The 24,823-nt window shown below is 73.3% G+C and carries 23 protein-coding genes; 18 read left to right on the top strand and 5 right to left on the bottom strand.

All coding sequences use genetic code 11. The features are described from left to right. Positions 1–96 precede the first annotated feature (96 nt). Positions 97–438, top strand: coding sequence for a cupin domain-containing protein (locus tag MNZ39_RS07395; RefSeq protein WP_242336800.1), 342 nt, complete (start codon positions 97–99; stop codon positions 436–438). Between the two features lie 112 nt (positions 439–550). Then, complete coding sequence (locus tag MNZ39_RS07390) at positions 551–1,045, top strand: CcdC family protein (RefSeq protein WP_242336798.1); 495 nt, start codon at positions 551–553, stop codon at positions 1,043–1,045. Positions 1,046–1,081: 36 nt separating this feature from the next. Here the strand turns inward: MNZ39_RS07390 and can are convergent, their stop codons facing one another. Both can and MNZ39_RS07380 read right to left on the bottom strand, forming a co-directional pair. Then, positions 1,082–1,711, bottom strand: a complete 630-nt coding sequence (gene can, locus MNZ39_RS07385; protein ID WP_242336795.1) for a carbonate dehydratase — start codon at positions 1,709–1,711, stop codon at positions 1,082–1,084. 65 nt (positions 1,712–1,776) lie between these two features. Next, positions 1,777–2,139 (bottom strand): HPF/RaiA family ribosome-associated protein, encoded by a 363-nt coding sequence (locus MNZ39_RS07380; RefSeq protein WP_242336792.1) that lies wholly within the window; start codon positions 2,137–2,139, stop codon positions 1,777–1,779. 249 nt (positions 2,140–2,388) lie between these two features. On the opposite strand from MNZ39_RS07380, the gene MNZ39_RS07375 reads away from it, so the two are divergent. From MNZ39_RS07375 to MNZ39_RS07330, 10 genes are all read left to right on the top strand, one after another. Continuing rightward, positions 2,389–3,708: a nitrogen regulation protein NR(II) gene (locus MNZ39_RS07375; protein ID WP_242336789.1), complete on the top strand. Its 1,320-nt coding sequence runs from the start codon at positions 2,389–2,391 to the stop codon at positions 3,706–3,708. Then, entirely contained in the window at positions 3,683–5,083 is a 1,401-nt protein-coding gene (locus MNZ39_RS07370; protein ID WP_242336786.1) for a sigma-54 dependent transcriptional regulator, read from the top strand. Before MNZ39_RS07375 ends, MNZ39_RS07370 begins: the two co-directional genes overlap by 26 nt. Before the next feature lie 195 nt (positions 5,084–5,278). Then, complete coding sequence (locus tag MNZ39_RS07365) at positions 5,279–5,845, top strand: hypothetical protein (protein ID WP_242336782.1); 567 nt, start codon at positions 5,279–5,281, stop codon at positions 5,843–5,845. 378 nt (positions 5,846–6,223) lie between these two features. Then, entirely contained in the window at positions 6,224–6,844 is a 621-nt protein-coding gene (locus MNZ39_RS07360) for a hypothetical protein (protein ID WP_242336779.1), read from the top strand. A gap of 215 nt (positions 6,845–7,059) precedes the next feature. After that, on the top strand, positions 7,060–8,364 hold the full coding sequence (locus tag MNZ39_RS07355) for a TolC family protein (RefSeq protein WP_242336776.1): 1,305 nt from the start codon (positions 7,060–7,062) through the stop codon (positions 8,362–8,364). 166 nt (positions 8,365–8,530) lie between these two features. Further along, positions 8,531–9,664 (top strand): efflux RND transporter periplasmic adaptor subunit, encoded by a 1,134-nt coding sequence (locus MNZ39_RS07350; protein WP_242336773.1) that lies wholly within the window; start codon positions 8,531–8,533, stop codon positions 9,662–9,664. A 15-nt stretch (positions 9,665–9,679) separates the two neighbouring features. Beyond that, positions 9,680–12,868, top strand: coding sequence for an efflux RND transporter permease subunit (locus tag MNZ39_RS07345; RefSeq protein WP_242336770.1), 3,189 nt, complete (start codon positions 9,680–9,682; stop codon positions 12,866–12,868). A gap of 118 nt (positions 12,869–12,986) precedes the next feature. Further along, positions 12,987–13,979 (top strand): HAMP domain-containing sensor histidine kinase, encoded by a 993-nt coding sequence (locus tag MNZ39_RS07340; protein ID WP_242336767.1) that lies wholly within the window; start codon positions 12,987–12,989, stop codon positions 13,977–13,979. Positions 13,980–14,035: 56 nt separating this feature from the next. Continuing rightward, positions 14,036–14,839 carry a polyphosphate kinase 2 family protein gene (locus MNZ39_RS07335; RefSeq protein WP_242336764.1) on the top strand — a complete coding sequence of 268 codons (804 nt, stop codon included), beginning with the start codon at positions 14,036–14,038 and terminating at the stop codon, positions 14,837–14,839. Positions 14,840–14,974: 135 nt separating this feature from the next. After that, entirely contained in the window at positions 14,975–16,243 is a 1,269-nt protein-coding gene (locus MNZ39_RS07330) for an MFS transporter (protein WP_242336761.1), read from the top strand. Here MNZ39_RS07330 and MNZ39_RS07325 read toward each other — a convergent pair. After that, positions 16,201–17,874 (bottom strand): ATP-binding protein, encoded by a 1,674-nt coding sequence (locus MNZ39_RS07325; protein WP_242336758.1) that lies wholly within the window; start codon positions 17,872–17,874, stop codon positions 16,201–16,203. The genes MNZ39_RS07330 and MNZ39_RS07325 overlap by 43 nt on opposite strands. A 145-nt stretch (positions 17,875–18,019) precedes the next feature. Beyond that, positions 18,020–18,496: an Lrp/AsnC family transcriptional regulator gene (locus MNZ39_RS07320; RefSeq protein WP_242336755.1), complete on the bottom strand. Its 477-nt coding sequence runs from the start codon at positions 18,494–18,496 to the stop codon at positions 18,020–18,022. 161 nt (positions 18,497–18,657) lie between these two features. Here MNZ39_RS07320 and MNZ39_RS07315 point away from each other — a divergent pair, with 161 nt between their 5' ends. The 6 genes from MNZ39_RS07315 to MNZ39_RS07290 all read left to right on the top strand — a co-directional run bounded on the left by MNZ39_RS07315 (position 18,658) and on the right by MNZ39_RS07290 (position 23,851). Then, positions 18,658–18,984 (top strand): DUF2917 domain-containing protein, encoded by a 327-nt coding sequence (locus tag MNZ39_RS07315; RefSeq protein ID WP_242336752.1) that lies wholly within the window; start codon positions 18,658–18,660, stop codon positions 18,982–18,984. 222 nt (positions 18,985–19,206) lie between these two features. Next, positions 19,207–19,833, top strand: a complete 627-nt coding sequence (locus MNZ39_RS07310; protein ID WP_242336748.1) for a class I SAM-dependent methyltransferase — start codon at positions 19,207–19,209, stop codon at positions 19,831–19,833. Between the two features lie 45 nt (positions 19,834–19,878). Further along, positions 19,879–20,541, top strand: a complete 663-nt coding sequence (locus MNZ39_RS24850) for a response regulator (protein WP_242336745.1) — start codon at positions 19,879–19,881, stop codon at positions 20,539–20,541. 23 nt (positions 20,542–20,564) lie between these two features. Beyond that, positions 20,565–21,911, top strand: coding sequence for an ATP-binding protein (locus MNZ39_RS07300; RefSeq protein WP_242336742.1), 1,347 nt, complete (start codon positions 20,565–20,567; stop codon positions 21,909–21,911). A gap of 73 nt (positions 21,912–21,984) precedes the next feature. After that, the gene (locus tag MNZ39_RS07295) at positions 21,985–23,445 is read left to right on the top strand and encodes a DegQ family serine endoprotease (RefSeq protein WP_242336739.1); all 1,461 of its coding nucleotides are present in this window, start codon (positions 21,985–21,987) and stop codon (positions 23,443–23,445) included. Positions 23,446–23,548: 103 nt separating this feature from the next. Continuing rightward, the gene (locus MNZ39_RS07290; RefSeq protein ID WP_242336736.1) at positions 23,549–23,851 is read left to right on the top strand and encodes a hypothetical protein; all 303 of its coding nucleotides are present in this window, start codon (positions 23,549–23,551) and stop codon (positions 23,849–23,851) included. A gap of 13 nt (positions 23,852–23,864) precedes the next feature. Here the strand turns inward: MNZ39_RS07290 and MNZ39_RS07285 are convergent, their stop codons facing one another. Further along, complete coding sequence (locus tag MNZ39_RS07285; protein WP_242336732.1) at positions 23,865–24,740, bottom strand: lysophospholipid acyltransferase family protein; 876 nt, start codon at positions 24,738–24,740, stop codon at positions 23,865–23,867. Positions 24,741–24,823: the final 83 nt, after the last annotated feature.

The raw sequence follows: 24,823 nt of genomic DNA, 5'->3' as shown, positions 1-24,823 counted from the left end.
GGTACCGAAAGCGCGGTGACGCGGGCTCGTAGCCGACCACTGGCCTGATTTCACGGAGGTTTCGTGCTGGCAGGGCCTTCGCATTGGAGAGGGGGCATGAACGTCCTCAAGAATGAGCTGCCGCGCGCGAAGGCGGTCAGGCTGGAGCAGCAGGTGGAGTACGTGGCTGGCTCCGTGGTGAGCCGCACGCTCGCGAAGGCGCCGGGCGGCTCGCTCACGCTGTTCGCGTTCGACGCCGGGCAGGAGCTGTCGGAGCACACGGCGCCCTTCGACGCGTTCGTGCAGGTGCTCGACGGGGCGGTCGAGCTGACCATCGGCGGCGAGCGCGTGCCGGCGAGGGCGGGCGAGACGGTGCTCATGCCCGCGGGCGTGCCGCACGCGGTGAAGGCGACGGAGCGGTTCAAGATGCTCCTGTCGATGGTGCGCGAGCGCGGGTGAGCCTCCCGTCTCGCGGCGGGCCCGCGGCCGCCCGGCCGGTCGCGTCCGGCCGGCGACCCGCTGTATCCTCTCTCGCCAAGCGACGCGCCCCGTCCGGCGCAATGGAACCTCGATGCCTCTCGGCCACGTCCCCACCGCCGTCGTCGTCCTCGTCTCGCTCGCCGGCGCCGCGGTGATGATCGGCTGGCGGATGCGCGAGACGAGGAGCCCGATCTCCACCCGGAAGATCGTCATCCCTCCGCTCGGGATGAGCACCGGGTTCCTCATGTTCCTCGCGCCCGCCGCGCGGGTGCCGTGGAGCTACGCGAGCGCCGCGTTCGCTGCGGGGGCGCTCGTGTTCTCGTACCCGCTCTCCCGCACCTCCCGGCTCGTCCGCAGCGGCGACGCCGTCGTGATGCAGCGCTCGAGCGCGTTCCTCTGGATCCTGCTCGGGCTCGTCGCGGTGCGGTTCGTGCTCCGCGTCTACATCGAGCAGGTCGTGACGCAGGTGCAGACGGGCGCGCTCTTCTTCCTGCTCGCGTTCGGCATGATCGTGCGCTGGCGCGTCGCGATGCTCCTCGCGTACCGGCGCCTGCGCGCCGAGCCGGCGACGGCGGACGCCGCGTAGGCCTCGGGGCGCCTGCCCGCCCGGGCTCGGCCCTCCTCAGCGGACCCGGAACATCGGCGGGATCTGCTCGGCCCGATCCACCGTGAGATCGAGGTCGCGCAGGAGCCCGTCCGCGAGATCGTAGATCCAGCCGTGCACGGTGAGCTCCTGGCCCCGCGTCCAGGCGCCCTGCACGATGGTGGTGTGGCAGACGTTCGCGACCTGCGCGGCGACGTTGAGCTCGCACAGGCGATCCTCGCGCGCGTCCGCGTCGGCGATGGCGTCGAGCTCCGCGCGGTTCACGAGGTAGACGTCGCGGATGTGCCGCAGCCAGTTGTCGATGAGGCCGAGCGGGGTGGCCTCCATGGCGGCCCTCACGCCGCCGCAGCCGTAGTGGCCGCACACGATGACGTGCCTCACGCCGAGGACCTCGATCCCGTACTGCAGGACCGAGAGGCAGTTCACGTCGGTGTGCACCACCACGTTCGCCACGTTGCGGTGCACGAAGATCTCGCCCGGCAGGCGTCCCACCACCTGATCGGGGGGTAGGCGGCTGTCGGAGCAGCCGATCCACAGGAGCTCCGGCTTCTGCGCGTGGACGAGCCGCTCGAAGAAGCCCGGCTCGCGCTCCCGCATCCTCGCCGCCCAGGCGCGGTTCGCCTCGAAGCACGACTGCAAGGTCTTCACCCGTTCTCCTCCTCCGGAGGGCGACCCCTCCCACGCGCGACGCGGGGGAGAGGTCGCCGCTGGGTTCACGCCGCGGATGGGCTCCGCGAGAGCGATCGCGCGAGCCACAGCAGCTCGAGCATCGTGGCCCGCTCCCGCTGCAGGGTACGCCCGACCGCGCGTCCGGCGCGATGTGCTGCGGCGCCGATCGCGGTGTACGCGTCCGAGTCGAGGGCGGTCGCGCGCACCGTGCGCGCCCCGCGCAGCCGGACTTCCACCCGGCAGGACTTGTCCTCGCCGCCCCTCGGCCCGTTCAGATCCCCGACCACGACCCGCACCCCGGCGATGCGCTGCTCGTACCGGTCGAGCGCGAACGAGAGCCGCCGCTCGATCGCGTCGCGCAGGCCGGGGGTGATGGAGAAACCACGCGTCCTCACGTCGATGTGCACGTCGTCACCTCCGTTCCCCTCCGAGCTCCGGTCTAGCGCCGTCGCGTCCCCGCGAAAATGACGTTATCTCGCCGCGTCGCCTCGGGTCCTTGAATGTGTCGCCGGGCTGCTCAGTTCTTGAGCGATCTGCGCGACCTGAAGAGATCCCCGTTGGGCAGGAGGCGGGTCGCGGGCGTGTTCCCCCGTTAAAGCGTGGGCATGGAGCGAACCCTGACGTCCGGCCCGGAACTTGCGGAAGGATCGAGCACGATGATCGGGTTCGCCCGCCTGCAGCCCCCCCTGGTGCCCCGGTCGGCCGGAGCGGTGCCGTCCGTGCACAGCGGCGTGCGCTGGCCGAGCGAGGACCTGCTCCCCGTCGTCTTCCACCTGATCGCCGTGGCGGCGCTGGCGGCGACCGGCTACCCCGCCGGCAGGATCGTGATCCTGGCCCTCGCCGCGGCGGTCCAGAAGGCTCACTACCTCACCTGGCGCAAGCGCGACATCAAGCTCTGCGTGAACGCCGACATCGACCAGCTCGCCTGGATCGTCGTCGCCGCCCAGGCCTGCTTCTTCCTCACCATGGGCGTGGCGGTGACCGTCACCGGCGGGATCCGCAGCCCGCTGCTCCTCACGATCATGGGGGCGTACGTCGCGGCCGTGGCGGCGGTCGGCGACCGCCGCCAGACGCGCCTGTTGCTCGGCGCGACCGCCCTCGAGGTGGGCGTCATCGCGCTCCTTCCGCGCTCCATCACCGGGCCGGAGGTCGCGGGTCCGGCCCACACCTTCCTCACGCTGGTGAGCGTCCTGGGCGTCGGCCTCCTGCTCGCGCCGGTCCACGCGCGGGCCCGCAAGCGACGCGACGCGTTCGCGCGGGCGCGCAAGGAGATGGCGGCCGACGCGCTCGCCCGCGCCCAGAGCCTCGAGCAGATCGGCTCGAAGGTGGCGCACGAGCTCAAGAACCCGCTCACCGGCGTGAAGGCGCTCGTCCAGCTCGGGCTGCGGAACCCGGCCGAGGCGCCGTCGCACGAGCGGCTGGAGGTGGTGGAGCGCGAGGTCACGCGGATGCAGGAGATCCTCCACAACTACCTGTCGTTCACGCGCCCGCTCCAGGCGGTCACGCCGCGGCGGGTGGAGCTCGGTCCGCTCGTCTCGGACGCGCTGGTCGTGCTCTCGGCGCGCGCCGACGAGGCGCGCGTGCGGCTGTACGCGCAGGGCGACGCGACGCTCGAGGCCGACCCGCGCCGGATCAAGGAGGCGCTCCTCAACCTCGTGGCGAACGCGATCGAGGCCACGCCGCCGGGCGGCGAGGTGGTGGTGGAGGTCCGGCCGGCGGGAGACGAGGCAGAGATCGTGATCCGCGACAACGGCCGGGGGATGCCGCCCGAAACGCTGAAGCACATCGGGACGCCGTTCTTCACCACGCGCGAGGACGGCACCGGCCTCGGCGTCGTGCTCGCCCGCTCGGTGATCGCGCAGCACGGAGGGTCGATGCGGTACGAGAGCGAGCCGGGCAAGGGAACCCGCGTCAAGGTCACCCTCCCGCGCGTGTCCACGGGGGCGTGCGATGCCGCGTGTCCTACTCGTCGATGACGAGCCGTCGGTGCGCGTCGCGCTGAGGGAGCTCGTCCAGGGACGCGGGTGGGAGCCGCTCGTCGCCCGCTCCGGCGCCGAGGCGCTCGAGCTCGTCGATCGCGCCGACGCGGTGGTGACCGACTTCTCCATGCCCGAGATGGACGGGATGGACCTCCTGCGCGCCGTCCGCGAGCGCGACGAGAGCCTCCCCGTGATCCTGCTCACGGCGCACGGCTCGGAGCGGCTCGCGGTGCGCGCCATCAAGGCGGGCGCGTACGAGTACGTCACGAAGCCGTTCGACGTGGACGAGATGCTCGTCGCGCTGGAGCGCGCCGTCGAGGCCCGCGGGCTGCGCCAGCGCAACCGCCAGCTCACCGCGGAGCACGCCATCGGGCGGCGCGTCGTCTGCGAGTCGGCGGAGATGCGGCACCTCCTCGACGCGACGTCGCGGGTGGCGGCGAAGGAGATCACCGTCCTCGTGCGTGGCGAGACCGGCACGGGCAAGGAGCTCATCGGATCGCTGCTGCACGCCCAGAGCCGGCGCGCGGACGGCCCTCTGGTCCGCTTCAACTGCAGCGCGATCCCGGCGGAGCTGGCTGAGGCGGAGCTCTTCGGCCACACGCGCGGCGCGTTCACCGGCGCCAACCAGGCCCGCCCCGGGTTCTTCGCCGAGGCGAACGGCGGCACGCTCGTCCTCGACGAGGTGGGCGAGCTCCCCCTCGCGATCCAGGCGAAGCTCCTGCGCGCCCTGCAGGACGGCGAGATCCAGCCGGTCGGCTCCGGGCGGGTCGAGAAGGTGGACGTGCGCATCGTCGCGTGCACGAACCGCGACCTCGCCGCCGAGGTCCGCGCCGGCCACTTCCGCGAGGACCTCTACTATCGGCTTGCCGTCGTCGAGCTCGTGGTCCCCCCGCTGCGCGATCGCCGGGAGGACATCCCGGCGCTCGCGCACGAGTTCGCGCACCGCTACGCGGAGCGCTTCGGGGCCGAGGAGGTCCGCCTCGCCCCCGCGCTCGTGGAGCGCCTGCGGGCCGCCGACTGGCCGGGGAACGTGCGCCAGCTCGAGAACGTGGTCGCGCGCATGGTGGCCCTGAGCGGCGGCGGCGAGCTCGAGCCGAGCGCGTTCACCGCGACCGTCTCGGCGGAGCCCGTCACGCCTCGGGACGGCGGCGTCCCCGCGGGCGACGGCGACGACGGCGATCCCGAGGGCGCCCGGACCCTGCGGGAGCAGCTCGACGCGCTGGAGCGCAACGTGATCGCCCGGACGATGACCGCCGTCCGCGGCAACCAGTCGGAGGCTGCTCGCCGGCTGGGCATCAGCCGCAACACGCTCACCGAGCGCCTCCGCCGCTACGAGATCGCCGCGGACTTCGGCGCCGGCGGCGCGGCCTGACGCCGCACCGCTCGCTCGAGCCGAGCCCGTCGCGAGCGGCGCGACGGCGTCGCCGGGGCGGGTGCTCAGGAAAGGAGCGATCTGCGCATCCGCCGCCGCTCGCGCCGGCGCCGCCGGCGCGAAGCTCGCAGCGCCGACGCGCCGCAGGGCGTGGCCCGCCACCTGCAATGCCGGACGCGGGAGAGGCGGTGACCCATGAACACGTATGCGATCCTGATGTTCCTCCACGTCCTCGCCGGAGTCGGCGTCTACGTCGCGCTCGGCATCGAGACCGTCGCGCTCGGCGGGCTCCGGCGGGCGGAGACTCCGGGTGAGGCCGGCGTCTGGCTCCGGCTGCACGCGCTGCCCGGGCGCCTCCTCCCCGGCGCGATGCTCGTGGCGCTCGCCTCCGGAGCCTGGATGATGGCGACGACCTGGGGCCACCGGCCGTGGATCCTCGCCGCCTTCATCGGCATGGTCGGGATGGGGATCGCGGGCGGCGGCGTGAGCGGGCGCGCGATGCGGCGGCTCCGGGCGGCGCTCGCGACGGAGGACGGCGCGGTGCTCTCGCCCGCGTTCCGGGCGGGCCAGGGGAGCGCCGCGCTGACGGGGTCACTCCGGGTGAGGATCGCGATCGGGCTGGGGATCCTGGCGCTCATGACGCTCAAGCCGGAGGCCGCCGGCTCGGCGCTCGTCCTGACGGCGTCGGTGGTGGCCGGGCTCGCCGCCAGCCTCGTGCACCCCGGGCGCAGCGCGCGCCTCGCGGGCAGCGGCGCGGGATAGCGCCGCCGAGCGCGCCGCTCGCCGGACGCGCCCACCCGAGCGCGCTCCACTGCAGGCGCTCCACCGCGCGAACGCCGCCCGCGACTCACGGGCGGCGTTCGCGCGCGTGCGCTCGGATCCGACGCATCGACCCTGCGCCGCGCCTCGCGCGCCGTGCGGCGGCGCCGGGACCGCGCGAGCGTGCGTGCTCAGGGCTTGAGCGATCTGCGCGCCGAGCCGCGCGGCCTGTGGGGATCGCGAACGGCGCGGAGCGGGAAACCTCGCATTTCCCGCGGGTGTATGGCGTGGCCCGCGAACTGCAACCGCGTCTCGGCGTCGGCAACGCCGACGCCTCAACGCAGGACCGCACCGGCGCTCGCCGGAGAAGGAAGATGAGAGATGCGTGCTGAGAGATCGAGGTTCGCGTTCGTCGCGGCGCTCTTCGTGGTCGCCGCGCCGGGTATCGGGAGCGCCCAGGGCTGGCGCGCCGCGGGGGCCGACGGGCTCCTGACGCCGCTGGGCGAGTACGTGCTCTTCGGAGGCGGGGTGACCGACTTCAAGGAGAGCGCGGTGAAGGATCGCTTCGACGTCGGCGGGACGTGGGACGCCCGGCTCGGGATCGGCAGCCGCTCCTTCGTCGGCGCCGAGCTGGCCTACGTCGGCTCCGCCCTCAACGCCAAGGGATCGGGCTCCGATCTCCTGACGAACGGCGCCGAGGCCGTGCTGCGGCTCCAGTACCCGTATGCCACGGGCGCCTGGCTCGTCGAGCCCTTCGCCTTCGGTGGCATCGGCTGGAGCCACCTCTCGCTCCGGGACGCCGCGCCCGGCGTGAAGGACTCGGACGAGATCGGCGTCGTCCCGTTCGGCGGAGGGGTCACCGTGGGCTACGACCGCTTCCTCCTCGACGCGCGGTTCACCTACCGCACGAGCTTCAACGAGGATCTCCCGCTCGCGACGGGCCAGGCGCCGGCGAGCATGGAGCGGTGGTCGGTCGGCGCGTCGGTCGGGTACGAGTTCTGACGCGAGCGGCGCCGCGGACCGCGCGCGACGCGCGCCCCGCGGACCGAGGAGGGCCTCCGGCCCGATCGCCGGGGCCCTCCTCGTCTTCATGGAACTTCAACTCACGGAAGCGCGCGCGACACGGTGGTGCCGCAGCTTCCGCCGGCGAGCGTCGCGAGAGCGCGACGGCGCGCGGGGAACGCTGCGACGCGGAAGGTCGCGAGGGAGGAGTCGTCATGCAGGCGAAGGTCTTGCTCGCGGCGCTCTGGCTGGGAGTGGCCGGGCGCGCGAGCGCGCTGCAGCCGCTCGAGGAGTTCCTGCGCGGTGCGCGGAGCGCGAGCCCCGACAACGCGGAGGCCCGCGCGGCGCGCAGGCAGCTCGACGCCGACGCCGACGCCGAGCTCGGCCGTGCCCTGCCGCGCCTGTCGCTGCAGGGGCAGTACACCCGCAACCAGTTCGAGACGACCCTGGAGCTCCCGGGGGCGGCGGGCGGGCCCCCGGCGCGCGTCACGATCACGCCGAAGGATCAGCTCGACGGCGCCGCCACGCTGGACGTTCCGCTCGTCGACCTCGCGCGGTTCGCCCGCATCGGCGCGGCCCGCACGGGCGCCCGCGCCTCGGGGACGCAGGCGGCCGCGACGGAGCTCCGCGTCCAGGCCCTCGTGTCACAGGAGTACTTCCAGCTCCTGGCGAACCGCGCGCTCGTCGGCGCGTCGCGCAAGGCGCTCGAGGTGGCGAGGGCGAGCCTCTCCATCGCCGACGAGCGCCACCAGGCCGGCTCCACCGGGCTCCTCGACGTGGATCGGGCGCGGGGCGAGGTCGAGCGCAACGTGCAGCAGCTCGCGAGCGCGGAGCTCCAGGTCGCGCTCTCGGCGCGCGCCCTCCAGTCGCTGACCGGGATCGCGCCGGAGCTCGACGGCGATCGTCCGCTCACCGACGACCTGCACGAGGAGCCGCCGCTCGAGCGCTTCCAGCCGCCGGACGAGAAGCTCCCCGCGCTCGCCGCGGCCATGGAGGGCCGCGAGGCCGCGGAGCAGCAGGCGAGGGCGCAGCGGCTCACGCTCGCCCCCAGCCTGGGCGCGAGCCTGACGGAGCGCGTGACCAGCGCGGAGGGCCTCGCGGGCCGGGACGCCTCCTGGCAGGCCGTGGTCGGCCTGAGCTGGTCGCTCGATCTCACCACCTTCGCCGGCATCCGCGCGCAGGACGCGGCGGCGGACGTCGCGCGAGCGCGCGAGCAGCGGGCGAGGCTCGCGGCGCACGACGACATCCACCGCGCCTGGAGCACCGTGCGGAGCCAGATCGCCCGGAGCCGCTCCGCCCGTGTCCAGTCGGAGGTCAGCGCGCGCGCCTCCGAGCTCGCGCTGGAGCGGTACCGGGCCGGCGCCGCGACCCAGATCGATCTCCTCCAGGCGCAGCGCGACGCCTTCGGCGCCGACGCGGCGCGCATCCAGGCGGACGCCGACCTCGTGAACGCGCGCGCGCAGCTGCGGCTCGCGGCGGGCGAGAGCCTCCTCGAGCCGCCGGGGGGGGGAGCGCCATGATCGGCAGCCCCCGTCGCGGCAGGGGGTGCTCACGGCTTGAGCGATCCGCTCAGCACCCCCCTGCCCGCCACGCCTCGAGCCGCGCCGTTTTGCTGACAGAGCGCATCCGTCGTCTGGCCCAGCGTCTGCAGTTTCCCGTGGTTTCCGAATCCCGTCGGGGGCGTCCATGAAGAGCAAGAAGCAGTGGGTCGTGGTCATCGTCGGTCTGCTGGCGGTCGTCGGCATCCTCGTCGGGGTGAAGGCCGGCCAGATCGTCACCATGGTGCGGGCGGGCGAGTCCTTCGTGCCGCCGCCGGAGGCCGTCACCTCGGCCAAGGTCGAGGCGACGCAGTGGGAGGCGACGCGGGCGGCGATCGGATCGCTCGTGGCGGTCCGCGGCGTGATGCTCTCCGCGGAGCTGCCGGGCGCGGTCCGGGACATCACGTTCGAGTCCGGCTCCTCGGTGAAGCGCGGCGCCGTGCTCGTGAAGCTCGACACCTCCGCGGAGGAGGCGCAGCTCGCCTCGGCGGTGGCGGAGGCGTCGCTCGCGAAGGTCAACCTCGAGCGGGCGAAGCGGCTGCGTCAGGGCGAGGCCAACGCCCAGGCCGATCTCGACACCGCAGAGGCGCGCGCGAAGCAGGCCGACGCGACGGTCGCGAACCTGCGCGCGACGATCGCCAAGAAGACCATCCGCGCCCCGTTCGACGGGCGCGTCGCCATCCGCCAGGTCGAGCTGGGCCAGGTCGTCGCGCCCGGGACCCCCATCGCGTCGCTCCAGTCCGTGAGCCCGATCTACGCGGACTTCTGGCTGCCCCAGCAGGCGCTCGCCGAGCTGAAGGCCGGCGAGCGGGCGCGCCTCGTCGTCGACGCGTTCCGCAACGCTACGTGGGACGGGGAGATCACCACCATCAACCCCGAGGTCGACCCGGCCACGCGCAACGTCCGGGTGCGGGCGACGTTCGAGAACGCGGACGGGCGGCTGCGCCCCGGGATGTTCGCGAACGTGCAGGTGCTCTCCTCGGAGAAGCGCAGCGTGCTCGTCGTCCCCGCGACGGCGGTCATCTTCGCGCCCTACGGCGACTCGGTCTACGCCATCGAGGAGAAGAAGGACGCCGCGGGGAGGACGACCACCGTCGCCCGCCAGAAGTTCGTCCGTACCGGGGAGCGGCGCGGAGACGTCGTCGCCGTCGCGGAGGGGCTGAAGGCTGGCGAGGCCGTCGTGAGCAGCGGCGCGTTCAAGCTGCGCAACGGCGCCTCGGTCGCCGTGAACAACGCCCTCGCGCCCGACGCGCAGCTCTCACCCAAGCCGACCGAAGAGTGAGCCGGAGGCCACCACATGAAGTTCACGGATCTCTTCATCCGCCGCCCCGTCATCGCGATCGTCGTCAGCCTCGTCATCGTCATCGCGGGGGTCCAGGCCATCCGGACGATCAACGCCCGCCAGTACCCGCGCAGCGAGAACGCGCAGATCATCGTCACGACGAACTACGTCGGGGCGAGCGCCTCGCTCGTGCGCGGGTTCATCACCACGCCGCTCGAGCGCGTCATCGCGGCGGCGGACGGCATCGACTACATCGAGTCCGAGAGCAAGCAGAACGTCTCCATCATCCGGGCGCGCCTGCGCCTCAACTACGACGCGACCAAGGCGCTCGCCGAGATCGGCGCGAAGGTGGACCAGGTGCGCGGCGATCTCCCGCCCGAGGCGGAGGTCCCCATCATCACCATCGAGTCCGCCGACAGCGCGCTCGCCTCGGCGTACCTCTCCTTCTCCTCGAAGGCGCTCAAGCAGAACGAGATCACCGACTACCTCGTCCGCGTCGTCCAGCCGCGGCTCTCGGCGATCGAGGGCGTGCAGCGCGCCGACATCCTGGGCGCCCGCACCTTCGCGATGCGCATCTGGCTCAAGCCCGACCGCATGGCGGCCCTGAACGTCAGCCCGGCCCAGATCCGGGAGGCGCTCTCCCGGAACAACTACCAGGCCGCGGTGGGCCAGACGAAGGGCTCGCTCGTCCAGGTCAACCTCACCGCCAACACGGACCTCCGCTCGCCCCGCGAGTTCCAGCAGCTCCCCATCCGCGAGCAGCAGGGCGGCGCCGTCGTCCGGCTCGGTGACGTCGCCGACGTGGTGCTCGGCGCGGAGGACTACGACGCGCTCACCAACTTCAGCGGGCAGACGGCCGTCTTCATCGGCGTCTGGGCCCTGCCGAACGCGAACTCGCTCGACGTGATCAAGCGGGTCCGCGTGGAGCTCGACTCGCTGCAGAAGGAGATCCCGGACCAGATCCAGGCCCGCGTCGCCTTCGACGCCACCACCTACGTCCGGGACGCCATCAGCGAGGTGGAGCGGACGCTCGCCGAGACCCTGCTCATCGTCGTCATCGTCATCTTCCTGTTCCTCGGCTCGCTGCGCTCGGTCCTCGTGCCCGTCGTCGCGATCCCCGTGTCGCTCATCGGGGCGGTGTTCCTGATGCAGGTCTTCGGGTTCACCCTGAACCTCCTCACGCTGCTCGCCATCGTCCTCTCGGTGGGGCTCGTGGTGGACGACGCCATCGTGGTCGTCGAGAACGTCGAGCGACACCTGCGCGACGGGATGAGTCCCGTCGACGCGGCGCTCCGCGGCGCGCGGGAGCTCGTCGGGCCCATCATCGCGATGACCATCACCCTCGCCGCGGTGTACACGCCGATCGCCTTCCAGGGCGGGCTCACGGGCGCCCTGTTCCGGGAGTTCGCGCTCACGCTCGCGGGCGCGGTGGCCATCTCGGGCGTCGTGGCGCTGACGCTCTCGCCGGTGATGTCCGCGTACCTGCTCCGCGGCGGCGGTGAGGAGCGCGGGCTCGCGGGGCGCATCAACCGGGGCTTCGATCGCCTGAAGGCGATCTACGCCCGTCACCTCGCGCTGGCGCTGCGGTCGCGCGGCTCCATCTACACCGCGTGGATCGTGGTGAGCCTGCTCGCGCTCGCGATGTTCACGCAGGCGCCCAAGGAGCTCGCCCCGACGGAGGACCAGGGCTACATCTTCGGCGTCGTCAACACGCCCGCGAACTCGACGCTCGACCAGCTCGTGCCCTCGGTGCACAAGGTGAACGAGAGCGTGATGGCGTTCCCGGAGTCGCAGTTCACGTTCCAGGTCACGTTCCCGAACAACGGGTTCTGGGGCGCGGTCTTCAAGCCGTGGGAGGAGCGGGGGCGGTCGGCCTTCGAGCTCCTCCCGCAGATCCAGGCGAAGGTCGCCGCGATCCCCGGCATCCAGGCGTTCCCGATCCTGCCGCCCGCGCTCCCCGGCGGCGGCCAGTTCCCGGTCGAGTTCATCATCGCCTCGACCGCGGAGAGCTCCGAGATCCTGGACTTCGCGAAGAAGCTCCAGGAGAAGGCGACGGCGAGCGGGATGTTCGCGTTCCCGCCGCTCATCGACGTGAAGATCGACCAGCCCTCGACCGAGATCGAGCTCGATCGGAACAAGGTGGCGGAGCTGGGGCTCGATCTCCAGACGGTCGGGCGCGATCTCGCCTCCGCGGTCGGCGGGAACTACGTGAACCGCTTCAGCATCGACGGCCGCAGCTACAAGGTGATACCCCAGATCCTGCGCTCCGAGCGGCTGAACCCGGAGCAGCTGAAGGACGTGTACGTCACCGGGCCGGGCGGGCAGCTCGTCTCGCTCGCCTCCATCGCCACCCTGCGGGACTCGGTCACGCCGCGGTCGCTCAACCGCTTCCAGCAGCTCAACGCCGTGAAGATCAGCGGCGTCGCGATCCGCCCCCTCGACCAGGCGCTCGCGTACCTCGAGGGGGAGGCCGCGAAGATCCTCCCGGCGAACTACAAGCTCGACTACACGGGCGAGTCTCGCCAGCTGCGGACGGAGGGCAACAAGTTCCTGCCCGCGTTCCTCCTCGCGGTGGTGCTGATCTTCCTCGTGCTCGCCGCGCAGTTCAACAGCTTCCGGGACCCGTTCGTCATCCTGGCGGGCTCCGTGCCGCTCGGCATGTTCGGCGCGCTCGTCATGATGTTCCTCAAGATGCCGAACCCGACCCTCCGGTTCTTCACCGACGGGTGGACGACGACGCTCAACGTCTACTCGCAGGTCGGCCTCGTGACGCTCGTCGGGCTCGTCGCGAAGAACGGCATCCTCATCGTGGAGTTCGCGAACAAGCTGCAGGAGCAGGGGCTCTCGAAGCTGGAGGCCGTCCAGAGCGCCGCCGTCACGCGGCTGCGGCCCATCCTCATGACGAGCGTGGCGACGGTCTTCGGCCACTTCCCCCTCACGCTCGTGAGCGGGCCGGGCGCCGAGGCGCGCAACAGCATCGGCCTGGTGCTCGTCGCGGGGATGACCATCGGCACGGCGTTCACGCTCTTCTTCGTGCCCGCCATCTACCTCCTCATCGCCCGGGACCACCGCGCCGAGGGGCGGGCCACCGCCCCGAGCGTGCTCGAGCCGGAGCCGGTGCCCGCGACGACGGGGGGCGGTCCGCTCCGCGCCGCGTACCAGGCGGCGGAGGGCGGTCCGGAGAGACCGGAGCCCGGGTTCTAGACGGGGCCGCGCATCGGTGCCCGCCCCGCGCGCAAGACCGCGCGGTGCGGGCCACCGGTGCGCGGCGAATGATCCGTCCCGCCGCAGGAGAGCGGTCAGAGGCGAAAGGAAGCACACCATGGCCAGGACGGAGCGTTCGACCCGGAAGCCCTCCCCCCGCGAGAGCTGGGACCTCGCGGAGAACGCGACCCTGAGGCTGCCGCGCCGCCGCGTCGCGTCGGTCGTGCGCGCCGAGCGCGGGACGGTGCTCGTCACGCGCAACGGCGATCGCGAGGATCACGTGCTCGAGGCCGGCGACGAGCTGGTCCTGCCGCGCGGCGGGCTCGCGGTCGCGTGGGCGTTCACCGACGCGACCCTCTCCGTGCGCGACGGGCTCCGGATCCTCGCGCGCGGGGGCGCCGAGCCGGCCTCCGAGGCGGAGGCCCCGGGCGCGAGCGTGGACGCGCTCGGCGTCGAGGTGGCGCACGAGCTCAAGAACCCGCTCGCCGGCGTGAAGGCGCTCGTGCAGCTCGGGCTGCGCAACCCGGCCGAGGCCCCCGCGCACGAGCGCCTCGTGCTCATCGAGCGCGAGGTCGCGCGGATGCAGGAGATCCTGCGGCGCTACCTCTCGTCGACGCGGCTCCGCGAGGGCGGGAGGGCGCCGCGGCTCGCGCTCGCGCCGCTCGTCGCCGACGCGCTGCTCGCGCTCTCGGCGATCGCGGGCGAGGCGCGGGTCCGGCTGGTCGCGCGCGGGGACGCCACGGTCGAGGGCGATCCGCGCCGGCTCAGGGAGGCGCTCCTCAACCTCGTCGCGAACGCGATCGAGGCGACCCCGCCGGGCGGAGCGGTGACGGTCGAGGTGCGCGAGAGCGGCGACGGGGCGCAGCTCCTGGTGAGCGACACGGGCCGCGGGATGTCCTCCGAGACCCTGGCGCGCCTCGGCACGCCGTTCTTCACCACCCGCGAGGACGGCACCGGGCTCGGCGTGGTGCTGGCGCGCGCGGTCATCGCGGATCACGGCGGGTCGCTGCAGTACGAGAGCGTGCCGGGGAAGGGGACCACGGTCAGGGCCATCCTGCCCGGTCGGGTCGCCTCGGGCGCGAGCGCGGCGGAGCTCTCGCGGTCCGCGTGAGCGCGGGCAAGGCGGATCGCGCGTGCTAGGCTCGTCGGAGCTCTCCGAGGGTTCCGATGGCCCACCCGTCCCTGTCCCGCCTCCTCGCGAAGGACGCGTTCCCCAAGGTCTCGTCCAAGGACGCCTACGAGCGCCAGGTGGAGGAGCTGCAGCGCCGCATGCTCCTCGTCCAGCAGGGCATGTTCCACACCGGCCGGCGCGCCATCATCGCGGTCGAGGGCTTCGACGCGGCCGGGAAGGGCGGCGCGATCCGGCGGCTCACCGAGGCGGTCGATCCGCGCGGCGTCCGCGTCGTGCCCATCGGTCCGCCGGCTGCGGACGAGCAGGGCAGGCACTGGCTGTACCGCTTCTGGCGCGACCTGCCGCTCCCGGGGACGCTCACCGTGTTCGACCGCACCTGGTACGGCCGGGTGCTGGTCGAGCGCGTGGACGGGCTCGCGAAGAAGTCCGAGTGGAAGCGCGCCTACCGCGAGATCAACGAGTTCGAGCGCACGCTCGTCGACGACGGGATCGACGTGGTCAAGATCTTCCTCGGCATCAGCAAGGCCGAGCAGCTCCGCCGGTTCGAGGAGCGGCTGAAGGATCCCTACAAGCAGTGGAAGCTCGCGGACGCCGACGTGCGCGCCCGCAAGCGCTGGGATTCGTACGTGGACGCGGTGGACGACATGTTCGAGCGCACGGACACGGCCAGGGCGCGTTGGCACCTCGTCCCGGCGGACCGCAAGTGGTACGCGCGCGAGCGGGTGCTGCGCATCGTCACCGAGCGGCTCGCCCGGCACGCGGAGTGGATGGAGGCGCGCGTCCACGAGAAGGCCCAGGCGCGCCGCCTCGAGAAGGAGCTGAAGAAGCTCAAGGCCTGAGCGGATCGCTCGGCGTCTCGGCGCAGCGCCCACGGCTCGAAGGGGAGGGGCGAGCGCGAAGCCCGCGCCCACGGCGGGTCCGGCCCCGAGGCGCGACGTGCGCTCCCTGGCGCGAGGGCTGCAACGGTGATCCCCATGCGGAAACGGATCACCGAGCGCCGGCTCCTCCTCCTGATCGGCGCGGTTCAGTTCGTCAACGTCCTCGACTTCATGATGGTGATGCCGCTCGGCCCCGACTTCGCGCGGGCCCTCGGCATCCCGAACGCGCGGCTCGGCCTGGTCGGCGCGAGCTACACGGCCGCGGCCGCGCTCAGCGGGGTGCTGGGCGCCCTGATCCTCGATCGCTTCGACCGGCGCAAGGCGCTCGGCGTCGTGCTCGGCGGGCTCGTGGTGGGCACGGCGGCCGGCGCGTTCGCCACGAGCCTCTCGTCGATGCTGGGGGCGAGGATCCTCGCGGGCGCCTTCGGCGGGCCGGCGACGTCGCTGTCGCTGGCGATCATCTCGGACGTGGTGCCGGCCGAGCGTCGCGGACGCGCCATGGGGGCGGTCATGGGGGCCTTCGCGCTGGCCTCCGTGCTGGGCGTCCCGGCGGGCCTCGAGCTCGCGCGGCTGGGCGGATGGAGGATGCCGTTCTTCGCCGTGGCGGCGCTCGGGGCGGTGCTCGCCGCGACTGCGGTCACCCTCCTGCCACCTCTCCGGCGGCACCTCGGCCTGCGCCCGGAGCCCGGCTCGAGCACGGGCGCGCTCCTGCGCCGTCCCGCGGTCGCGCTCGCGCTCGGCGCGACGGCCGCGGTCATGACGGCGCAGTTCGCGCTCGTCCCGAACATCGCGGCCTACTGGCAGTACAACCTCGGCTACCCGCGGGAGCACCTGGGCCTGCTCTTCGTCGCGGGGGGCGCGGTGAGCTTCGCGGTGATGCGGCTCTCCGGCCGCCTCGCCGACCGCTTCGGCGCGGCGGTCACCGCGGCAGGAGGGACAGCCGTCTTCGTCGCGGTGGTGCTCGCCGCCTTCGTCTTCCCGTCCCGGGCGCCGCCGGCGCTCGCCCTGTTCGTGGCCTTCATGGCCGCGAGCAGCTTCCGGATGGTGCCGATGCAGGCCCTCGCGAGCCAGGTGCCCGCGCCCCAGGAGCGCGCCCGCTTCATGTCGGCGCAGTCGGTCGTCCAGCACCTGGGGTCGGCCACGGGCGCGCTCCTCGCGGCGGGCGTGCTCGAGCAGCTGCCCGGCGGCAGGCTCGCGGGGATGGATCGCGCGGCGTGGTTCGCCGTGGCGCTGGCCGCCGCGGCCCCAGCACTCCTGTGGCGCCTCGAGCGGCGGGTCCGTCCCCGCGAGCGAAGGACCCCGGTGCCCGCGACGCTCGCCCCTCACGCGCCCGCGGCTGCGCCCTCGTCCCAGGCTTCCCGGTGACGCCCCGCAGCGGCGGCTCCGCTCGCCCGCGGGAGACGGACCGTGAACCGCGTCCCGCGCTCGGGCGTGGACTCCACCTGGACCGCGCCGCCGTGCGCGGTCACGATCTGGCTCACGATGTAGAGCCCGAGGCCCAGCCCCCGCGTCTGGGAGGCGCGCCGGGGCGAGCCGCGGCAGAAGGGCTCGAACAGCACGGCCATGAGCTCCGGCGGGATGACCGGTCCCTGGTTCAGCACCTCGAGGACCACCTCCTCGTCGCCGCCGCCGACCGAGAGGCGCACCGAGCCGTGCCTCGCGCCATGCTCGAGCGCGTTCGCCACGAGGTTCGACACGACCTGCGCCATCCGCCCCGGATCCCAGGTGCCGCGCCCGTCTCCTTCCAGCGCGAGCTCGATCGCCCGCTCCGGCTGGGCGGCCCGGAGCTCGCCCACGACCGCGCGACACAGCGCGTGCAGGTCCGTCGGCTCGGGGGCGATCGGCAGCCCGTCCTTGAAGCGGCTGTGGGTGAAGTCGAGCAACGTCCCGATGAGCTCGAGCATCCGCGCGCCCGCGCGATCGATCTCGCCGATGCTCTCGCGCACGTTCTCGGCGAGGTCCTCGCGGCGGAGGAGGAGCGAGGCGAGCGCCCGCACCGCGCCGAGCGGGCTCCGCAGGTCGTGGCCGAGGATGCCGATCATCTGCTCGCGGAAGACGAGCGCCCGCGCCAATTGCTCCTGCGCGCGCTGCTGCTCGGTGATGTCCTTCGCCGCGCCGGTGATGCCGACGATCGCGCCGGAGCCGTCGCGCAGCGGCTCCTCCGACACCAGCATGTGATGGACCTGCCCTCGACGGTCCGAGACCTGCAGCTCCTCCTGGATCCGCGCTCCGGTCCTGAGCACGAGGTGGTCGAGGGCGTCCATCCGCGCCGCCTCGTCCGGCGCGATCAGCTCGGCGTTGGTGCGCCCCAGCATCTCCGCGGCGGGGTAGCCGAAGGGCGGGTTGTACAGCCAGCGGTAGCGCAGCCCGAGGTCCCGCTCGAAGAGGGTGATGTCGGAGTGGGCGAGCGCGACGCGGATCCGCTCCTCGGTCTGCCTGAGCCGCTGGTGCACCCGCGCGTTCTCGACGACCTGCGCGGCGCGCCGCACCAGCTCCTCGGCGAGCGCGACGTCCTCCTGTCCGTACCGCCGCCCCGACTCGGAGGTCGTGAGGAAGGTCATGGTCGCGAGCGAGCTCGAGAGCGTGACCGGCACCACGAGCACCGAGCGAACCCCGAGCTGCAGGGCGAGCGCGAGGTACTCGCCCTCGGTCTCCGCGCGGAGCGTGTCGTCGCCGTAGTCCGGGACGAGCACGGGGCGTCCCGACTGCAGCGCCCGCGAGGCCGGGAGCCTCCGCCGGGCGGAGTGATCGAGCGGGAAGCCGCGCAGCGCGGCGGCGAGCGGCGCGCGGCTGGGATCGCGGTGAGCGACCTCCATCCGGCGGACCTCGCCGTCCTCGACGAAGTCGACGATGCACCAGTCGGCGAGCTCCGGGATCGACAGCCGCGCGACCGCGGAGAGCACCTCCTCGTAGTCGAGGGTCGCGGCGAGCGCGCCCACCTTCGAGAGGAGGGACAGCCGTGCGACGAACTTGCAGCTCTGGTCGCCAACCTCCAACGCTCTGCTCCCCGATCGGTGGTGCGCCGGCACCACGGCGCGGCGCTGAGATAGCGGCGCGCGCGCCTCGTCTCCAGTCGACTCGAGAAGAAGGCCCGGGCGGGCGCGCCCGCGAGCCCCAGAAGTCTCGCGGGGCGCCGGCTCCTCAGGGGATCGGCAGGGCGAAACTGGATTTCGTCGTGGAGAGGATCACGTCGCTCGCGTAGCTCTTGATGTTGTGCTCGGCGGCGACGACCGTGCGGGCGAAGCGCTGGTAGTCCTCGATCGAGGTGGCGCAGACGAGCAGGACGAAGTCCACGTCACCCGTGACCGTCCAGCACTGCAGCACCTCCGGCAAGTCCCGGACCTTCTTCTCGAAAGCGGCGAGCAGGTCCTCGCGGGGACGCTCGAGCGCGATGCGCATCAGGACGAAGACGCTGTACCCGAGCGCGGCGGGATCGACCAGGGAGACGTCCCCTTTGATGACGCCCTGCTCGCGGAGCCGCCGGCAGCGCGCGAGGCAGGCGGGCGGCGACAGTCCGATCTTCCCCGCCAGCTCCTGATTGGAAATTCGGTTGTTCACCTGGAGAAACTTCAGGATCTTCAGGTCGATCTCGTCGAGATTCCAGGGGGTTCGGGCCATCGCTTTCCATTCTAGCCGGGCCGAGGCGTCTATGCCTAACCAGCTTCCGTGGACGCGTTGTCGCAGGCTCATTCCGGAAGGTTTCGACCCCTCACAACCGAATGGCATTCCCTTCATGACCGGTCGCATCATCGCCTCGGCTCTTGCGGAGGAGACGAGCGATGAAGGCTGCACGGGCGACGGCGATGGCGCGACTGAACCCGCGGCTCTGGGACTGGACGTGGGGGCGAGCGTGGGAGCAGCAGGACTCCGCGCGCAGCACCCGCGCGCCGCTCGAGCTGAGGCTCGAGCTCACCGACGCGAGGAGCGTGCGCGTCGGATCGGCCCCCGTGGCGATCACCTGCCTCGAGGGTGAGCTGCTCGTCACCTGCGAGGGCGATCTCGAGGACCACGTCGTCGTTCGCGGCGAGACGTACGTCACGCGCCGGCGCGGGCACCATGTCGTCTCGGCGCTTCGCCCGAGCCGCGCGCGCGTCGCCCGGCGGTAGCGCCCGCCGGCCCCTGCACGGCCGGCCGGGAGTACGCCGGTCCACGAACGCCTCGTCTCTCTCGGGACGGGTCCGGAATCTCCGTCGCGAGGCGCGGCTCGAAGCAGGCATGAAGAGCGGGATGACGACGTCGAGCACCGATCACGCTGCTCCGCGCGCGGAGCAGCTCGGCGAGGCGGAGCGGCTCCTCGTCGTGGACGTGCCCGACCGCTGGAGCGCGCGTTGACCCGCCCTCCGAGCGACTTCGACGCCCGGGCGAGGACCTGGGACGAGGACGCCTCCAAGGTGGAGCGGGCGCAGCGCGTCGCCGCGGCGATCGCGTCCGTCGTCCCGTCGCTCTCGGGCAAGGCGGTGCTCGAGTACGGCGCGGGGACGGGGCTCCTCGGCCTCGCGCTCCAGCCGCTCGTCCGCGAGGTGACGCTCGCCGACAGCTCCCGCGAGATGCTGGCGGTCGCAGGCGAGAAGATCGCCTCGGGCGGCGTCCGCAACGCGAGGACGCTGTACCTCGACCTCGCGGCGGGCCCGCCGCCCGACCTGCGCTTCGACCTCGTCTGCTCGCTCATGACCCTCCACCACATCCCCGACACGGACGGGGTGCTGGGCGCCTTTCACCGCTTGCTGGAGCGGGACGGGGTCCTCTGCATCGCCGACCTCGACGCGGAGGACGGCTCGTTTCACGGCCCGGGCTTCTCGGGTCACAAGGGGTTCGAGCGCGCGGACCTCGGGGCGCGGATGGAGCGCAGCGGCTTCCGGAACGTGCGGTTCTCGACCGTGCACGAGGTGGTCAGGGAGACCGCCGACGGCGCGCGCGCCTTCCCGGTCTTCCTCGCGATCGCAGAGCGGGCGTGACCCACCGCGGCGGTACGCTCCGCCGCCGCTCGCTATGATGAGCCGGTGCGCGTCCTCGTGGTCGAAGACGATTCGATGCTGGGCGAGGGAGTGCGGCGCGGGCTCCGGCAGCTCGGGCACGCCGTGGACTGGGTCCGGGACGGGGGCGAGGCGGACCTCGCGCTGGCAGGGGAGCCGTACGACGTCGTCCTCCTCGACCTGGGCCTGCCGGGCAAGGGAGGCCTGGAGGTGCTCCGCGAGCTGCGCCGCCGCGGCCGCAGCGTGCCGGTGCTCATCATCACCGCCCAGGACGCGATCTCGCAGCGCGTCGCGGGGCTCGACGCGGGGGCGGACGACTACCTCGTGAAGCCCTTCGACCTCGACGAGCTGGCCGCCCGCATCCGGGCGGTCCAGCGCCGCGCCAGCGGACGCGCGGATCCCCTCGTCGAGCACGGACCCCTCACGCTCGACCCGGCCACCCACGAGGTCTTCCTCTCCGGCACCCCGGTCACCCTGTCCGCCCGGGAGTTCGCCCTGCTCCACGCGCTGCTCGAGCACCCCGGCCGGCCCATCTCCCGGGCGCGGCTCGAGGAGCGGCTCTACGGGTGGTCGGAGCAGGTCGCGAGCAACGCAGTCGAGGTCCACGTGCACGCGCTCCGCCGCAAGCTGGGCGCCGAGTGGATCAAGACGCTCCGCGGGGTGGGCTACATGGTCCCGAGGCGCATGTGAGATCGCTCCGCCGGAGATTGCTCGTGGCGCTCCTCGCGTCGGCCGCGGCGGTCACGCTCGCCGCCGCCCTGGTGGTCTACCGGATGGCGCGCGAGGAGATCGACGCCGTCTCCGACTACCACCTCCGCCAGATCGCGCTCACGCTGCGTGACCGCGCGCCGCGGGGCGGCGCGGTGGTGGGTGGCGAGGACGCCGAGCTCGACTTCGTCATCCAGATCTGGGACCGCGAGGGGAGGCGGCTGTACCGCTCCAGGCTCGTCGCAGGCCTGCCCGAGAGCGCCGAGCTGGGGTTCGCGACGGTGCGCGCCCGGAGCGGCGACTGGCGCGTCTACTCCGTCGAGCTCGGGGACCTCGTCATCCAGGTCGCCCAGCCCGTGCGCGTGCGGCAGGCGCTCGCGGTCGCCGCGGCGACGCGGACCCTCGCCCCGGTCCTCCTCATGCTGCCCCTGCTCGCCCTGCTGATCTGGAACATCGTCGCCCGGGCGCTGGCGCCGCTGAACCGGCTGGCGGGGGAGGTCGCCTCGCGGACTCCCGCGGCGCTCGAGCCCATCGGCGAGGCCGGCGCTCCGGAGGAGGCCATCCCGCTCGTGCGCGCGCTCAACGATCTCCTCGCGCGCCTGGGCGCGGCGCTGTCCGCCCAGCGCGCCTTCGTCGCCGACGCCGCGCACGAGCTGCGCACGCCGCTCGCCGCCCTGGACCTGCAGGTGCAGCTCGTGGAGCGCGCCCCCGACACGGCGGGGCACGCCGCGGCGCTCGCCGATCTGCGCGCGGGGCTCGGCCGGATGACCCACGTCGTGCAGCAGCTCCTGACGCTGGCGCGCGCGGGGCCCGACGCCGGCGCGGCCCTGGCGGGAGAGCCGGTGAGCCTGTCCGAGCTCGTGGCGCAGGCCGTCGCGGACCACGCGCTCCTGGCGGAGGCGAGGCGGATCGACCTCGGCGCGGGGCAGGCCGCCGAGGACGCCGTCGTGGCGGGAGATCCGGCGACGCTGCGGACGCTGCTCGCGAACCTCGTGGACAACGCGATCCGGCACTCGCCCCCCGGCGCGCGCGTGGACGTCGACGCCGGGATCGAGGCCGATCGTCCCTACCTCGAGGTGTCGGACCACGGGACCGGCATCCCCGAGGCGGAGCGCGAGCGGGTCTTCGACCGGTTCTACCGCCGCGCCGGCTCCGACACGGGCAGCGGCCTCGGGCTCGCGATCGTGAAGGCCATCGCGGAGCGACACGCAGCGCGCGTCGTGCTTCGCGACACGCCCGGAGGTGGACTCACCGCCCGCGTCGACTTCCCGGCCCGCTTCGCGGCGCAGGCGCCATCCGACGCCGGGGCCACGCCGCCGGCGCGGGTACCCGGCGAGGACGGCCGGCCTTAAGCACCCCTTAAGCCTCGCCCCTTACCGTTCGTTCCGAGCCCTCGACAGAAGGGCACGAATGGAAGGAGCAGACATGCCACGCAGATTCATCCAGGGCTCCGCCGTGACCGCCGCGCTCGTCGCGGCGCTCGCCGGCGGCTACCTCTACCGGGGCCGCGCGATGGCCTCGGCCCCCACGGCCGGCGTGGAGCAGCCCGCACCGGCAGTCCCCGTCGCCGCGCCCACCGCAGCCGCGGCGCTGCCGGACTTCAGCGGCATCGTGCAGCGGTACGGGCCGGCGGTCGTGAACGTCAGCACGACCGGCATGGTGAAGACGGCCCAGGCCGGCTCGCCGTTCGGGCAGCTGGATCCGAACGATCCCCTCTACCCGTTCTTCAGGCGCTTCCGGGTGCCGGAAGGCAACGACCACCAGCTCACGCGCGGCCTCGGCTCCGGGTTCATCGTCAGGGACGACGGCGTCATCCTCACCAACGCCCACGTCGTCGCCGGGGCCAGCGAGGTGAAGGTGAAGCTCACCGACAAGCGCGAGTTTCCGGCCAAGGTCATCGGCGTCGACAAGAGCACGGACGTCGCGGTGCTGAAGATCGAGGCGAAGGATCTGCCCGTCGTGAAGACCGGCGATCCCGCGCCGACCCGGGTCGGCCAGTGGGTCCTCGCCATCGGCTCGCCCTTCGGGTTCGAGAACAGCGCGACCGCCGGCATCGTGTCGGGGCGGTCCCGTTCGCTCCCGGGCGAGGGGTACGTGCAGTTCCTCCAGACCGACGTGGCGGTGAATCCCGGCAACTCCGGCGGTCCGCTGTTCGACACCGCGGGCGAGGTCATCGGGATCAACTCCCAGATCTACTCACAGTCGGGCGGCTACATGGGCCTGTCCTTCGCGATCCCGATCGACGTCGCGATGAAGGTCGAGCAGCAGCTCCTCGCCCACGGCAAGGTCGTCCGCGGCCGGCTCGGCGTGACGGTCCAGGACGTGAACCAGTCGCTGGGCGAGTCCTTCGGGCTGCCGAAGACCGGCGGTGCCCTGGTGAGCGCCGTGGAGAAGGGGAGCCCGGCGGCGAAGGCGGGCCTCCTGCCCGGCGACGTCATCCTCGCGCTCGACGGGAAGGAGGTCTCCAGCTCGTCCGACCTGCCTCCGCGCGTCGCCGATCTCCGCCCCGGGACGAGCGCGAAGCTGGAGGTCTGGCGTGACCGCCGCAAGCGCGAGCTCGAGATCCAGGTGGGCGAGGCGAAGGACGCCACCGCGGCCGCCGCGCCCGAGCGCGACGACCACGGGCGGCTCGGGCTCACGGTCCGCCCGCTGACGCCCGAGGAGCAGCAGCAGGTCGGGGTGGCGGGCGGGGCGCTCGTGGAGGACGTCCAGGGCCCCGCCGCCAGCGCCGGCATCCAGCCCGGCGACGTGGTGCTGGCGCTGAACGGCACCCCGGTGACGAGCGTGGAGCAGCTCCGGGGGCTCGCCGCGAAGGCCGACAAGCACGTGGCGCTGCTCGTCGAGCGGGGGGAGGCGCGCATCTTCGTCCCGATCGACCTGGGTTGAGCCGGTACGCGTCCCGCGCACCGCACGCCGAAGCGGCGCGAGAGGTGCGCGGGACGCGCGAGTGCCGATGACGCGAAGGCCGCGAGCAGGAGGCAGTCCCCGCATGAACGCACTCCGAGAGCACTCGACGGGATCGGGATCCTCGCAGCTCGTGATCGTGCTCCACCCTGGCGGGCGGACCCGCCCGATCCTGAGCTGGCTCAGGCAGCTCGTGCCGGCCGCGCTGCTCGTCGTCGCGGCGGCCAACCTGCCCCCGCCCGCGTCGCCCGACGTCATCGTCCTCGACGAGGACGAGATCGCCTCCGGGCCCCTCTCCCTGGCGGACGCGCTGATGCGCCATCAGCGCCACGCCCACGCAACCGATCCCCGCGGAGGAGCGGGGAGCGGGGCGGGCGAGAGGGCGTGACGGGCGTGACGGGCTACGCCGCCGGCGGCGCCGACTTCCACCGCTGGTGCATCCACACCCACTCGGCGGGATGCCGGCGGATCGCCTGCTCCTGCAGCGCGACGCACGCGGCCGTGAGCCGGATCACCTCCGCCTCGCGGTCCAGCGGCTCGCGGTCGTACGGGACCTCGGTCACCTCGAGGCGGTGACCGTCGCCGGGGCGCGGTCCCCGCCGGTGGCAGGTCACGACCAGGACGGCAGCGCCGAAGCGCAGCGCGAAGTCGGCGGCGGCGCGCGGGGTCGCGGCGGGGCGCCCGAAGAAGGGCACGTGGACGCTCTGCACGCCGCGGATGTCCTGATCGATGAGGATGCCGAGCGTGCCGGACTGCTTGAGCAGCCTCAGCATGGCGCGCCCCGTCGCCGGGTCGTCCCGCCAGAACGTCTCCACGTGGTTCTCGGCCCGGGCGCGCGCGACCGTCGCGTCGATGCTCGCGTGCCAGCTCCGCTTGGCGATGACCGCGTTCGGCTGCACGTAGCGGGACAGCCGGCAGGTGAGCTCCCAGTTCCCGATGTGCCCGAGCACGAGGATCACCCCCGTGCCCCGCGCCTGCGCACGCTTCAGGGCCGACACCGCCTCGGCGGTGGCCTCGACGTACTCGTCCATGCGCGGCGCCCAGCTCCGCAGCGTGATCACCTCGCCGCCGAGCCAGCCCAGGTGCACGAGGCTGGCGCGCGCGATCGCGTCGCGCTCGGCGACGTCCAGCGCCGGGAAGGCCGCGGCGAGGCTCGCCCGCATCTCGCGGCGCATCCGCGAGGAGAGGTGCCAGGCGAGCCGGCCGAGCGCGCCGCCGAGCGCGAGGCCGAAGCCGAGCGGCAGCACCGCCAGGGTCCGGACGAACGCGAGGATCACCGTCGCGGGGGGGGGGGGGGGGGGGCGGGGGGGCGGGCGGGGGCGGCCACCCCGCGCGCCGGAGCGCGCGCGCGGGGGGCGGG

The sequence above is a fragment of the Anaeromyxobacter sp. SG66 genome, assembly GCF_022690805.1.
GTDB classification, from domain to species: Bacteria; Myxococcota; Myxococcia; order Myxococcales; family Anaeromyxobacteraceae; genus Anaeromyxobacter; species Anaeromyxobacter soli.
Note: the sequence above shows the minus strand (reverse complement) of the source record. Positions and strands in the feature narration are given on the sequence as shown.